We start from the raw sequence: 13,142 nt of genomic DNA on the forward strand, positions 1-13,142 counted from the left end.
CTGCCCCCTTAAGCTATTCACCATGCTTTAAGTACATCAATACTATAGATTAAGGGGGCGACTGGAATGATTATTAAGATACCGAAATCCGTTCAAAAGAACGGCCAGAATTTGGCATCGGAAGAAACGGGGTATCCCGAAATAGATAAGGTTATCGAGATCACCGGCTATTCGTATGACCCGGATCAAGATATTTTTTATTCGGATATTGATGCCTGGCAGCGTTATGTCGGATACTGCCGCCTCTATGATGAAACGGCGGCACCTTTAGGGATGATTGTCGACAGTGAACCGGTTTACTTTGACTATCAGGGCAAGAAATGGCTCATCGAATTCTGGAAAGGGCAGTATGATTTAGTAACCGGTTGTGAAATCGGAGTTTTTACCGGAGCCTTTGATGTGAACATCCCCGACCTTTTCAAAGGTACTTTTTACAATTCGGTAGAGGATGCAGAACTTCTGCCCATGTCATTTGTATTAAAAAAGAACAGCAAACCCTTATTTTCTCGTGAGGATAAACACTGGTGGCTTACCGGCTTTAGGCTGGGTGAGTTTTCAGAACCTGCTGAGTTAAGCATGGATATCCAGCTGACATTAAGCAATGAGGACATGCGGGATGCCTTCATCTCTGGATTAAAAAAAACCGGGTATGCGGAAACAGAATTTACGGTTAATGATAATAAGGTCAGTTTAACCTTCGATGTTCCCAAAAGTCCGCAGCCTGTTACCCGTACCCCGGAAACGGATTGGATCATTCAAAGAAAGAATGAACTCTTATGCAATAAGTTTCGGGAAATTACCCGGGGCAAGGTAGACATCCGTGATCAGATAAAGGCTATTGAAGAACAAGCCCCGGAAATGCTTGATAAAATCACGAAATTAGGGAAAACCAAGAGGTTATTCGGAATCATGGCCGTTGTCATTACGATGGGAACAATTATTCTGGCTGTCTTTGCGAGTAATAAGAATACCCTTAATGAGTCTTCGCCCCCGGCAGAATTTGAGTCAAAATAATCCGTGATAATTAGAGATCTGCGCCCAATTTTCTTGCCAGCATGGGGTAATCACTATCTTTCAGATCCTCTCTGGTATAGGCGCCGATAGCCAGAACTTTTTCCCCTTCCTGCCAATGAAGATAACGGCATAAGGTTTGAAAATGCACGACTAAGGCATCCATTGCCCACTCGTCATTATCCCCGCAAGCGGCAACTAAATGAAGTCGTTTTGATGTATTACGCAGGCTGGAATTGATAGCAAAAAACCGGTCAATCACACGCTTCAGTTGTGCTGTCATTCCAAAATAATAGAGTGGGGTTACCAGGACCACCGCATCTGCCGTCAAGAGCTGAGAATGTATTTGTTTCATATCATCATCGTACACACATTGTCCATCATAATTGCGGCAATGATAGCAACCGAGACATGGGTGAATATTTAATTTTGCGGTTCCAATACAAATGACTTCATGACCGGCCTCCTGCGCGCCGACGCACACCTGATCGGCCAGCAAGGCGGTGGTTCCCTGTGCATGCGGGCTCCCGGTGAGAATCAAAACCTTCATCTTAAGCCTCCTGTTTTGATTGCGTTAAGCTTTCAACGCTCCCACAGAGGAGCTTTTTATTTTCTCATAAACCGGACATTTCATATGACGTCTTTTTCCCGAAAATGTGTCACAATAACTCCTGCTCAAGTAAGGATTAACGAACCTGTGTCGTTAATCCTTTCCTTTAACCGAATCCTAGAACGCCTGATAAATTAGCTTAGCGGCCACCAAAAAAGACATCGTGACAAAAATGGGTCTAACCAAAGCAGCGCCCCGTTTTATGGCCAGTTTTGAGCCTACATAGGAGCCGAGCATCATGAAGATGGCCATGGGGATGCCGTAAAGGTAAAGGATCTTGCCGTTCCAGGCAAAGAGAATCAATGAGGCCAGGTTGCTCATGAAGTTCAGCACTTTGGCATTGGCTGAGGCAGTGAGAAAGTCAAAGCCTAAAAAAGTCGCAAACGCAAAGATTAGAAAAGACCCGGTTCCGGGACCGAAGAATCCGTCATAAAAACCGATGGTTAGTGCAAACGAACAGGCTACAACCAAATTAAGAGGGGTTAAGCCCCGGAAACGGTTTTCGAGGCCGAATTCCTTATGTATCACGGTATAGATTCCAACAACAAGAATTAATACCGGGACCGCGACGGATAGGAAAGAGGAGCTGACGCGTAAAACGGCAAGGACTCCAAGGCTGGCTCCAACTAAGGTAAAAGGGATCTGCCATTTAAGAATGGGCCACGAAGTCTTGCCGGACCGGGCGAACGTAATGGCGCTGCTCATGGAAGCGGCGGTTGCGGAAAACTTGTTGGTGCCCAAGGCTAAGTGGGGAGGGATGCCTACCACTAAAAGGGCGGGTAGACTGATGAGACCGCCCCCGCCGGCAATGGCATCGACTGCGGCTGCAATAAATCCAAGTGAGCAAATGATGATCAGTGAGAGTAACATTTAATACCTCGGTTTTCTTAGCGTTTGCGGCTGTATATTCTGACTCTTTTTCAGTATACCCTCTATCGACAAATCTGTCATTATTAATCTAAATGCTAATACCTCTAAATCCCACCTTCTAAGACCTTAAGTCTAACTTAATCTTCCATTTCTAAATCCCTAAGCCCCTAAGTCCCTAAGTCCCTAAGTCCAAACATTCCTGAAAACAGGACTGTGAAAGATGGCGAAAATAGTGTAGGATTATCTTACAGAAAGGTTGCAGTCAGGAAGGAGCAAAGCCTCAGTGCGGCAGGTAGGAGTCAACTCCCTTAAGATCGGGGATGTATTAGGCAAGACCATTTATTCGAGCAAAGGCCGGGTGCTGCTCGGCAAAGGAGTAAAGTTAACCCCTCTTTTTATCAGTAAGCTGAAGGATATGGGCATTTCCATTGTGTATATTGAAGATGACCGCTTTGACGATGTGGTTATCGAAGATGTCATCGGGGAAGAAAACCGGCGCGAGGCCATGGAGATCATTGAGAAAAGCACGCAAGCGATTCGCCTGGGCAAAGACCCCAACGGGTTTGAGCTTAAACGAGTGGTTAATAAGATTGTGGAAAAAATCCTGTTCCAGCATGACATTCTCGTAAGCATGATGGATATGCGCAGCCGGGATAACTCCGGATTTGCCCACTCCGTCAACGTCTGTGTCCTGGCTACCGTTTTAGGAAAGGCCATGCTCTTAGACCATGAGAAGCTTGAAACTTTGGCTATCGGAGGCTTAATGCACGATACGGGGATGGTGCATTTTGAACCGGAATTGCTCAATCACCCTGAGAAATGGACCAAAGAAGACCATGAATTGATCAAAACCCATACCACTCTAGGGTTTGAGGATTTGCGCAAAAAGAAAGAGTTCAGCCTGATTGTAGCTCATATCGCCTTTCAGCATCATGAAGCCATGAACGGCAGCGGCTATCCCCGGGGACTGAAAGAAGGGGAGATTCATCCTTTAGCCCAAATCGTCGGTCTGGTGGACCTCTATGACCGCTTAACGGCGGATAATTCCGGCATGCGCAGGGTCATGCCGCACGAAGCCTGTGAAATTCTAATGGCTTCGGCAGAGAAAATATTCCCGCTGGAATTGGTAAGGCTCTTTCTCAAAAACGTGGCTGCATATCCGACCGGGATTACAGTCAGACTAAATACAGGAGAAATCGGGGTTGTGGTCGACCAGAATTTGAGTATGCCTGCCCGGCCGGTTGTCCGGGTGTTTGCGGATGAAGAACTTGGGGCGGATCGGGCCAAAGAATATGATATGGTCAAGGAGCGGACAATCTTTATTACGGAAGTACTAAGTTAAGATTACTAAGGAGTCAGGAACGAAAGTCTCCGGTGACGAAAGTGTCCTGAGGACATTTTTGCCGAGCCGCAAACTCTCAAAGATAACAAAAGCGGTGAGGATGACTTTCGCCGTTCGGCCAAACTCAAGATAAATCTTACGGCCGAACGGATCAGGAGATAAAGGAGTCAGCAGACAAGCAAATGAATCTAAGAACAACAAATATTAAGAAAAAAGATTCTCAGCCTGGACAAAGGAAGGAGACTCAGGGTGAAACTGATCCCCAACATGAACTTCGGGACAGGCGCGAGCTGGGTCAGCATGTGTTTGAGGCCTTGGCGGAGCGTTTTCCGGATGCCCACTGCGAGCTTGTGCATAAAAACCCTTTTGAGCTGCTGATTGCGACCATCCTTTCAGCCCAGTGCACGGATGACCGGGTAAATATGGTTACCCGGTCCCTCTTTGACGAGTTGAAAACTCCGGAGGATTACCTGGCTCTGGGCCGGGAAGGTTTGGAAGAGCGGATTAAATCTTTAGGGCTCTTTCATAATAAGGCTAAGAACATTTTGGCGCTCTGCCGGCGCTTAGTGGATGACTACGAGGGGAAGGTTCCGGCAGACCTGGAGGAGCTGCAAAAACTGCCCGGGGTGGGGCGCAAGACGGCCAATGTCGTGGCCAGCAATGCCTTTGGCATTCCGGCTCTGGCCGTGGATACGCATGTTTTTCGAGTGGCCAGGAGGCTGGGACTGGCTCAAGGAAAAACACCGGACAAAGTGGAAGAAGAACTTAAACAAGTATTTGAACGTAAAAACTGGGGCAAGGCCCACCATCTTCTCATTTTTCAAGGGCGCAGGATTTGCGCTGCCCGCAAACCCCAATGCTCCCTGTGCCCTCTAGCCAAGCGTTGCCCCGGTGTTCAAGACGGAGGTTGAATTCATGCTGCGTATCGGACATAATCCTAATACGAATATGCTGCCAATGTTTCATTTCCTGGAGTGGGACAATCCATTGCTGGAGAGAGTCACCGCTGAGCCATCCGGCCATAACCGGCTGTTGGCCGCCGGTGAGCTGGACTTGGCCCCCATCAGTAGTTTTGCTTACGGGGAGCACTGGCAGGAATATGCGGTCCTGCCCAACCTTTCCGTTTCCAATAAGGGAAGGGTCGGATCCATCCTGCTTTTTTCCAAAGTTTCTCTCGAGGAATTAGAAGGCAAAACGGTGGCCTTAACCGACCTTTCGGCCACCTCTGTCCACCTGGCTAAAATCTTGCTTCAGCGTTTCTACGAAGTTTTCCCCAAATACTTAACTTTGCCTTCGAATTTAGAGGAGATGTTTAAACTAGCGGATGCTGCACTCTTGATTGGGGACCCGGCCATTAAAGCGGAGCAGTCCCGGCCAAACTGCCATATTTATGACTTGGGCGAGGAATGGCGGCGCTTTACCGGACATGCAATGACGTTTGCCGTGTGGGCGTTTCCGCAAGCCTTAATCCGGGACCAGGCCGAAGAGCTGAGAGCAGTTCACCGGCTGCTTTTGGCTGCAAAAATGATAGCCCAGAGCCACTGGGATGCCATTTATGAAGCCTGTGTCGAGATGCTGGGGGCAGACAGAACTTTTTGGCAGGACTATTTTTCCCGCTTTTCGTATGATTTGGATCCGGATTCAGTGGCCGGACTGGAGCACTACTTTGATTTGTGTTATGAGCTGGGGTTTTTCCCGTCCCGCCCCCGGCTTAATTTCTGGAGCTAATGATATGAGATATTGGGTCTATCTGGTCCGCTGCGGCGATTACTCGCTCTATACCGGAGCCACGGTCGACCTTGAGCGCCGCTTGCACCGGCATAATACCGCGCAAGGGGCAAAATATACAGCCGGGCGGCTGCCGGTCAGCTTGGCCCAGGCCTGGGAAGTCGAGACCTGGAGTGATGCGCTGCGCTTGGAGGCTATCCTTAAGAAGTGCTCTAAGAAAACCAAAGAGGATTTGATCCTTAAACCCGAACTGATCCGGAGTCTGGCTGCTAAGCATGACCTGGGCTGCGGGATAAAGTGTATATGATGGAGAAAGGAGGGAGCAGGATGCCGATCGTCCAAATTGAATTGTTTGAAGGGCGGACTTTGGATCAGAAAAGAGCCTTGGTGGAGAAAGTGACCCAGGCGATTGTTGAAACCGTCAACACCCCGGCGGAGAATGTAACCATCATTTTGCGCGACATGTCCAAAGACAATCTGGCTAAAGCCGGAAAGCTCGCCATTGACCGCTAGCAGGACTAAAGAAAGAACCCTCCTGATAAGTTTCTAAGGAGGGTTCTTCTCCATTTTTTAGTTATAGATACCGCCGCCCAAGAATTCGCGCAAAATCGAATTAAACGGAACTTTGGCGGAATCCAGGGGTTCAAAGAAAGAAAGCAGGCGTAAGAGGTATGAGGCGGCTTCATAATTCGGACTATCCGGCGGAACGGACTGCAACAGGGGTTCGGTAAACGGGCGCAGGGCGTTTAATTCATAAAGCAGGCTCGAATTAAACATGACATCGGCTTCTTCCTGGAAGGGGAAGATATTGGTGTTTTCTCCGCGCCTGACGCTCCACCACTGGCCTAATGTTTTATCCGGAGTGATTCCGCGGTATTTGACATCTCTGGTCATACGGCGAATCAGGCGCACCTCTGTGGTCGGAATCCGGTTATACGAGTCCAGGTTAAGCTGAAAGAGGGCGCTGATATAAATCTTAAACAGTTGGTCCCGCTCAAGGGAAGGAAGCAGGCGCGGGTTGAGGCCGTGGATGCCTTCAATGACCAGAATCTCGTTGGCGTCGAGGTGCATCATTTTTCCCTGAGGGCGGCGGTGTCCGGCAACGAAGTCATAGATGGGGGTTTCGACCATGCCCCCTTTAATCAGGGTCTGGATATGAGCATCAAGCAAAGGTAAATCCAAGGCTTCCAGGGCTTCAAAATCGTAATGGCCGGAGGAATCCTTCGGCGTTTCCTCGCGCGGTACGAAGTAATCATCGAGGGAAAGCGCGACCGGGCGCAGGCCGTTCACCCTCAGCTGAGTCGAGAGGCGCTGGGCAAACGTCGTTTTGCCTGAAGAAGAAGGACCGGATATGAGGATGACCCGGACATGGCGGCGTTGTTCCAGAATTCTGTCCGCGATCAGGGAGATTTTCTTTTCGTGCAAGGCTTCAGCCAGGGTGATTAACTCTTCCGAGCGGTTGGCCTTGATAATGGCATTGACATCCCTGACTTGAGAAAGGCGCAGGTTTTCTACCCAGCGCTGGGATTCGGAAAACGTCGCCGATAATTTGGCGGGCGGCACATAGAGGGGGCAGGAATCCGGCCGGTCGTAGTCGGCATACAGGAGGATGAATCCGGGAGGGTAATGGACCAAACGGCAATGTGTGAGCGTTCCGGAACGCTCCAGTGCCGGGAAGAGGGATTTGACTTCAAAACCATCCAAGTCACAGGTGAAATACCCGTCTGAACTCGGTTTACATACAATCGGGCGGTCTGCCTTAATCCATTCTCCCAGTTTTTGCTCAATCATTTTTACTTCCCGCACGGATAGGAGGGAACCTTGCAGTTCACAATACACACCATCCAAAATGGAATGCGCAACCTTCAGGTCTTCGCCCGGGAATAAGTCGCGCACCGCCAGGACTAAACCCAGGATTATACTTTGGCGGTATTGGCGCAGACTGTTGTCAATCACAGAAGCATCACCTTCCATTGTGTTTACTAAGTATTCAACAAGGCGGGAAAGTTTTCCTTCCGGTTCTAAGGCTTTAATGTCCTTTGTCTGAGAGTAAAGTGTATGCACTAATTATAACAAGAGTTGACGAATGGGTTGAATATGTTTATTTTATACTAAGACAGTTGTTTATTCTCGCATGATATAGTAGATATTTTTTATTTTGGAGGAATTACATTGTACGAAAGCACACGGGGAAATCTCGAGCGCCAAACGGCGTCACAGGCCATTGCCTGGGGCATGGTACCGGGAGGAGGATTGTTTGTCCCGGAAGTTTTGCCCGCCCTGAATTGGAAAGAACTGCGCGAATTAAGTTATCAGGAACTGGCCGAACGGATTATGTCCCTGTTTTTGCCGGACATGCCGCCTGAAGTAATCTCCAAGGCTGCAGCCGTTTATGGGGGGGAGGTATTTGAGGGAGCAGACCCGGCCCCGCTGAAAACCGTCGGCCATTTTAGCGTGCTCGAACTGTGGCACGGCCCGACCGCAGCATTTAAAGATATGGCCCTGCAAGTGCTTCCGCATTTGCTGGGGGCGAGTGTGAAGCAAGTCAATCAGGGAGCGCAAGTCTTGATTCTCACGGCAACCTCCGGGGACACGGGCAAAGCGGCGCTCGAAGGGTTCAAAAATGTGCCCGGAACCAGCATCATGGTCTTTTATCCGGACGGAGGAGTCAGTGCGGTTCAGGAAAGGCAGATGACCACAACGGATGGCAGCAATACCTATGTGGTGGCGGTTGACGGGAACTTTGACCAGTGCCAGAGTGCGGTTAAGGAAATATTTGCTTCTGAGGAGTTGCGCTCTAAGCTTGCCCAAAAGAATATGATTTTTTCCTCAGCCAACTCCATCAATTGGGGGCGGCTCCTGCCTCAGATTGTCTATTACGTATGGACTTATTTGCAGGCAGTGGAGCAGGAGAAAATCGAACCCGGTGCTCCCCTGAATGTGGTTGTGCCTACCGGCAATTTCGGCAACATCCTGGCGGGCTATTATGCGAAAAAAATGGGTATTCCCTTGGGACAGCTTATTTGCGCATCCAACAAGAATAAGGTGTTAACTGATTTCTTTGAGACCGGAGTCTATGATACGCAGAGGGCGTTCCATCTTACAATATCCCCATCCATGGATATTCTTATTTCAAGCAACTTCGAAAGATTTTTGTACGAAATGTGTGCAAAAGATCCGGAGAAAATTAAGGCCTGGTATCAAAGCTTGAGTGCAAGCGGAGTTTTCAAAGTAGATGAAGACACCTTGAAGAATAGCCGTCAGGAAATCTGGGCGGGTTGGGCGGATGAAAACGACGTTTTGGCTGTTATTGCCCGTGCCTTTAAGGAACACAGATACGTGTATGATCCCCATACTGCGGTTGCGGTCAAAGTGTATGAAGATTACGTGCGGGCCAGCGGAGATCATACTTATACAGCCATTGTCTCCACGGCCAGCCCTTTCAAATTTGCTTCCAGTGTGCTTGAAGCCATCAGCGGGAGTAAAAGCCCGGATGAATGGGAAGCGCTGGCGCGGTTGGAACAGGAAACCGGCTGGAAAATTCCAACCGGTCTCAAGGGTCTGAATGAAAAACCCGAGCAGCGTGTCCAAAAATGCGAACCCCAGGGGCTAAAAGAGGTCTTGCTGGAAACGTATCATCTTAATGATTTAAGCTAACTTCGCTGCCGGGTATGAACCCAATACCTTAAGCAAAAGCTGCTTATCCCTAAGAATCTGCAGGACTTCTTGCAAGGGTGGGAAAGAGATATGCCCTTCCACGTCGATGAAGAAAATGTACTCTCCCAGTTTTTGCTTGGAGGGCCGGGATTCAATCCGGGTTAAATTGAGCTTGCGTTCGGCAAACTCCTGCAGCACCCGGAAAAGCGCCCCCGGAGAGTTCTCGGTGGTAATGATTAAAGAGGTCTTATCCCGGCCTGTGCTTGGAGGGATATCCTGGCCTACCAAGACAAAACGGGTGGCATTGGCCGAAGCATCCTGAATTCCGCGGGCCTGGCAATGAAGGCTATAAAGGTCGGCGGCCCGGCGGGGAGCGATCGCTGCCCAGTTCGAACCTGCCTGAGCTACTTCACGCGCGGCTTCTGCCGTGCTGGCCAGAGGTACTTGCTTGGCATGCGGCAAGTAAGTGGACAGGAATTCCCGGCATTGCCCGAGTGCCTGTTCATGGGAATAGACGCGGGTGATCTGATTCCAGGCTAAAGGATGGGAAGTAAGCAAACACTGGGAAACCGGATGCACGAATTCCCCCACAATTAACAAGTTGTCTGCCTGTTTCAGCGTGTCCATGGTTGCCCCGACCTGCCCTTCGAGGGAATTTTCCAGCGGGGCAAAAGAGTACGTCGTTTCCACCCGGGCACAAGCCATTAAAACTTCTCGGATCGAATGATAGGGGCGTAGTTCCCAAGTCACGGGTTGTTCTTGGCCTTGTGCCTGGTCCCTGATTACCAGGTAATCTAGCAAAGCTTCTTCCGAAAAACTTCCTTCCGGCCCGAGATAACTGATGCTAGGCATGGAGTATGCTCCTTTCGAATTTAGTTTTAGCGTCCGTAAGCCGCTGAATCCAGGCGGTGGGCTTTGTCCTGGAGCTGGGCTTTGATGGCATGGTCGAAGATGGAAGCGTAGATTTCACGGACTAATTCAGCGGGGCAGTTCAGTTCGGCTGCGACGCGCCCCAGGCGCTTGATGATTTCTTGCTCCCGGTTATGGTCGCGGATACGGTCCGGGCTCTTTTCCCGCGCGATATACTTGACCACGTTCATCCGCTCAGCGATAAGCTCGATAATCCCGCTGTCGATGGAATCGATCTTTTGGCGCAGGGAATCCAAACCGGAGCCGGCACCGTTCATGCTTCTGCCCATGGAGGCAGCGATTGTGACCAACTCAGAGGCTAATTGCTGAAGCTCACTCGGAGTTAAGGACTGAGCCCCGTCACTTTTGGCTTCTTCCGGATGCGGGTGCATTTCGATTAAGAGCCCGTCTGCTCCCGCAGCGACTGCGGCTTTGGACAAAGCGGGCACATATTCCCGGTGGCCGGCGGCATGGCTGGGGTCAACAATAACAGGCAGGTGGGAAATTTTCCGAATCACGGCAATGGCGCTTAAATCGAGGGTATTGCGGGTACTGGTTTCAAAGGTGCGGATTCCGCGTTCACAGAGGATGACGTTCGGGTTGTGCTCAGCCAGAATATATTCTGCAGCCGAGAGCCATTCTTCAATGGTAGCGGACAGCCCTCTTTTTAAGATCACCGGTTTGCCGGATTGTCCCGCCAGTTTGAGCAGTTGGAAATTCTGCATATTGCGGGCACCGATCTGAATCATATCCACTTGGTCATGGACTTCCTCCAAACTGGCCGGGTCGATAACTTCGGTAACGGTCAGCAAGTCACGCTCCTTGGCGGCAGCGGTTAAATACCTGAGCCCTTCGCGGCCTAACCCCTGGAAGGCATAGGGAGAGGTGCGCGGTTTATAAACTCCGCCCCGGAGGACCGTGCCTCCGGCCGTTTTTACAGCTGCAGCTGCTTCTTGCATCTGGAATTCAGACTCTACGGCGCAGGGGCCGGCCATAAGGATCATTTCCCGTCCCCCAACGGTCATATCTTTTACGCTGACCTCAGTTCTTTCGGGTTTGTACCCGGCTAACGGTAAGTTTTGCATTTGAAATTCCTCCTTTTCGTTTTCCACTTCGTTTTCAACCGAAATTTACGTCTTGACTCTACTCAAACAAAAAAGCCCACGGATTCATCCCACCTATGGGACGAAAGCCGTGGACTTCCGCGGTACCACCCAATTTGGCCTTAATAAGGCCCGCTCGAACAAAGGTGCGGGATTCTCAGGTCTTAACTCATAACCTGGTTCGTTCGGTTAAACTGTCTTCTAAAAAACATTTACCGAACGGTGGTTTCAGAGGCCGGACTTGGGATGGAGTGTATCAAAATAAAAAACTTCTCATCCCTGCAGGGACGAGAAGTTACTCGCGTTACCACCCAACTTGGCCTAAATGCCCACTCAACCAGGTACGGGACCGAGAGATCCGATACCCTCTTCCTGCTAACGGGGAAGAACCGTCCAAGCCTACTTTTGAGTTCAGCCGGAAGCTCCGGAGGGAACTTCAGTGGTTACCTCGATAGAAGAGCTTTCAGTCGATGACTCTTCCTCCCTGAAAAGCTGCAAGCCACTTACTTTTCTCCATCATTGCCTTTGGTCATTTAATTATAATGTATTATATGACATGAATTACGGTGTGTCAACCGCTTAAACTCGGGTCTTTGACACTTGCGCTTATATAAAAATCTCTACAAGCCTTGAAAATAGGGCTTTTTTTATTGGAAAAATGTCAAATTTTCTCCAATCCATAGTGCGTAATTTTGCGTAATGTGTTATAATGTAAGGGATTGGAGGGGATTGTTGCTATGCGGCTTAGTATATCCAAGTCTAAAAATGCTACTTCGCTTTATGCCATACAATCTGTTTACGAGAACGGTAAGCGTTCCACAAAAGTTGTTGAAAAGTTAGGTACACTTGCCGAATTACAGCAAAAACTAAATGGGCGCGACCCTATTGAATGGGCTAAATCATACATAGAAGACCTTAACGAAAAAGAGAAAGAGCAATCGCGAGAAGTCATCGTTAAATACTCGCCATCTAAAGTAATCTCCAAAGATCAACAACACTTCTTCAACGGCGGTTATCTTTTTCTCCAGCAGATCTATCACGAACTCAACCTTCATAAAGTTTCTGCTGAGATATCGAAAAAATATAAGTTCTCTTTTAATCTGAATGCTATATTGTCACGGCTCCTTTACGGACGGATCCTTTTTCCTTCTTCCAAACTCGCTACCTATAAGCATTCCTCAAAGTTCATTGAACAAAATGACTTTGAATTGCAGCATGTATACAGAGCACTTGAAGTCATTTCCAAAGAAATGGACTTCATTCAGTCTTCTCTTTATAGCAACAGCCTCAAAATTTCAAAGAGAAACACGGGTATTCTCTATTATGACTGTACCAATTATTTCTTTGAAATCGAACAAGAAGACGGCCTTAAACAGTATGGCGCTTCAAAAGAACACCGACCGAACCCCATCATCCAAATGGGTCTGTTCATGGATGGAGACGGCATTCCTCTTGCTTTTAGTCTCAACAGCGGCAACACGAATGAACAGATTACGCTTAAACCCTTAGAGCAAAAAATACTTTCCGATTTCAAACTTTCCAAATTTGTTGTCTGTACAGATGCCGGACTGGCTTCTGAAAAGAATAGAAGATTCAACAACGAAGGCGAACGCGCATTTATCACGACCCAATCAATTAAAAAACTAAAAAAGCATTTAAAAGAATGGTCCCTTGATTCAAAAGGCTGGCACCTTGCAGATCATGATAAAACTTATGATATCACTCAGCTTGACGAGGAAACTTATAAAGATAAATGCTTCTTTAAAGAACGCTGGATTAAAGAAAACGGCCTAGAACAAAAACTTATTGTCACTTACTCCATCAAGTACAAAAACTATCAACGTCAAATTCGTAATTCACAAATCGAACGGGCTCAGAAATTACTCGATTCGAATCCGACTAAAATTTCAAA

General features: G+C 48.6%; 13 protein-coding genes and 1 other annotated feature. Of the genes, 8 read left to right on the forward strand and 5 right to left on the reverse strand.

Annotated features, from left to right (window positions below; translation table 11 throughout):
* Positions 1 to 66 precede the first annotated feature (66 nt).
* On the forward strand, positions 67 to 1,014 hold the full coding sequence (locus J0X21_RS09485; RefSeq protein ID WP_206811952.1) for a DUF4474 domain-containing protein: 948 nt from the start codon (positions 67 to 69) through the stop codon (positions 1,012 to 1,014).
* A gap of 10 nt (positions 1,015 to 1,024) precedes the next feature.
* Here J0X21_RS09485 and J0X21_RS09490 read toward each other — a convergent pair whose 3' ends face one another.
* Positions 1,025 to 1,561: a flavodoxin family protein gene (locus tag J0X21_RS09490; RefSeq protein ID WP_206811953.1), complete on the reverse strand. Its 537-nt coding sequence runs from the start codon at positions 1,559 to 1,561 to the stop codon at positions 1,025 to 1,027.
* Positions 1,562 to 1,738: 177 nt separating this feature from the next.
* Positions 1,739 to 2,491 (reverse strand): TSUP family transporter, encoded by a 753-nt coding sequence (locus J0X21_RS09495; RefSeq protein WP_206811954.1) that lies wholly within the window; start codon positions 2,489 to 2,491, stop codon positions 1,739 to 1,741.
* A gap of 283 nt (positions 2,492 to 2,774) precedes the next feature.
* Here J0X21_RS09495 and J0X21_RS09500 point away from each other — a divergent pair, with 283 nt between their 5' ends.
* The 5 genes from J0X21_RS09500 to J0X21_RS09520 all read left to right on the forward strand — a co-directional run bounded on the left by J0X21_RS09500 (position 2,775) and on the right by J0X21_RS09520 (position 6,074).
* Positions 2,775 to 3,833: an HD-GYP domain-containing protein gene (locus J0X21_RS09500; RefSeq protein ID WP_206811955.1), complete on the forward strand. Its 1,059-nt coding sequence runs from the start codon at positions 2,775 to 2,777 to the stop codon at positions 3,831 to 3,833.
* A gap of 182 nt (positions 3,834 to 4,015) precedes the next feature.
* Positions 4,016 to 4,744, forward strand: coding sequence for an endonuclease III (gene nth, locus J0X21_RS09505; RefSeq protein ID WP_206811956.1), 729 nt, complete (start codon positions 4,016 to 4,018; stop codon positions 4,742 to 4,744).
* Between the two features lie 4 nt (positions 4,745 to 4,748).
* Positions 4,749 to 5,561: a menaquinone biosynthetic enzyme MqnA/MqnD family protein gene (locus J0X21_RS09510; RefSeq protein WP_206811957.1), complete on the forward strand. Its 813-nt coding sequence runs from the start codon at positions 4,749 to 4,751 to the stop codon at positions 5,559 to 5,561.
* 4 nt (positions 5,562 to 5,565) lie between these two features.
* On the forward strand, positions 5,566 to 5,868 hold the full coding sequence (locus J0X21_RS09515) for a GIY-YIG nuclease family protein (RefSeq protein WP_206811958.1): 303 nt from the start codon (positions 5,566 to 5,568) through the stop codon (positions 5,866 to 5,868).
* A 20-nt stretch (positions 5,869 to 5,888) separates the two neighbouring features.
* Positions 5,889 to 6,074, forward strand: a complete 186-nt coding sequence (locus J0X21_RS09520) for a 4-oxalocrotonate tautomerase (RefSeq protein ID WP_236006177.1) — start codon at positions 5,889 to 5,891, stop codon at positions 6,072 to 6,074.
* Positions 6,075 to 6,131: 57 nt separating this feature from the next.
* Here the strand turns inward: J0X21_RS09520 and J0X21_RS09525 are convergent, their stop codons facing one another.
* On the reverse strand, positions 6,132 to 7,517 hold the full coding sequence (locus tag J0X21_RS09525; protein WP_328812647.1) for a uridine kinase family protein: 1,386 nt from the start codon (positions 7,515 to 7,517) through the stop codon (positions 6,132 to 6,134).
* Positions 7,518 to 7,733: 216 nt separating this feature from the next.
* On the opposite strand from J0X21_RS09525, the gene thrC reads away from it, so the two are divergent.
* On the forward strand, positions 7,734 to 9,218 hold the full coding sequence (thrC, locus tag J0X21_RS09530) for a threonine synthase (RefSeq protein ID WP_206811959.1): 1,485 nt from the start codon (positions 7,734 to 7,736) through the stop codon (positions 9,216 to 9,218).
* Here the strand turns inward: thrC and pheA are convergent.
* Both pheA and aroF read right to left on the reverse strand, forming a co-directional pair.
* Complete coding sequence (pheA, locus tag J0X21_RS09535) at positions 9,210 to 10,070, reverse strand: prephenate dehydratase (protein WP_206811960.1); 861 nt, start codon at positions 10,068 to 10,070, stop codon at positions 9,210 to 9,212. The genes thrC and pheA overlap by 9 nt on opposite strands.
* Positions 10,071 to 10,096: 26 nt before the next feature.
* Positions 10,097 to 11,212, reverse strand: coding sequence for a 3-deoxy-7-phosphoheptulonate synthase (gene aroF / locus J0X21_RS09540; protein ID WP_206811961.1), 1,116 nt, complete (start codon positions 11,210 to 11,212; stop codon positions 10,097 to 10,099).
* A gap of 298 nt (positions 11,213 to 11,510) precedes the next feature.
* Positions 11,511 to 11,759 (reverse strand) — a binding site (T-box leader).
* A gap of 208 nt (positions 11,760 to 11,967) precedes the next feature.
* On the opposite strand from aroF, the gene J0X21_RS09545 reads away from it, so the two are divergent.
* The coding region (locus J0X21_RS09545) for an IS1634 family transposase (RefSeq protein ID WP_206811962.1) at positions 11,968 to 13,142 on the forward strand (1,175 nt) is incomplete at its 3' end.

It is taken from the genome of Paradesulfitobacterium ferrireducens, from assembly GCF_017310645.1.
GTDB classification, from domain to species: Bacteria; Bacillota; Desulfitobacteriia; order Desulfitobacteriales; family Desulfitobacteriaceae; genus Paradesulfitobacterium; species Paradesulfitobacterium ferrireducens.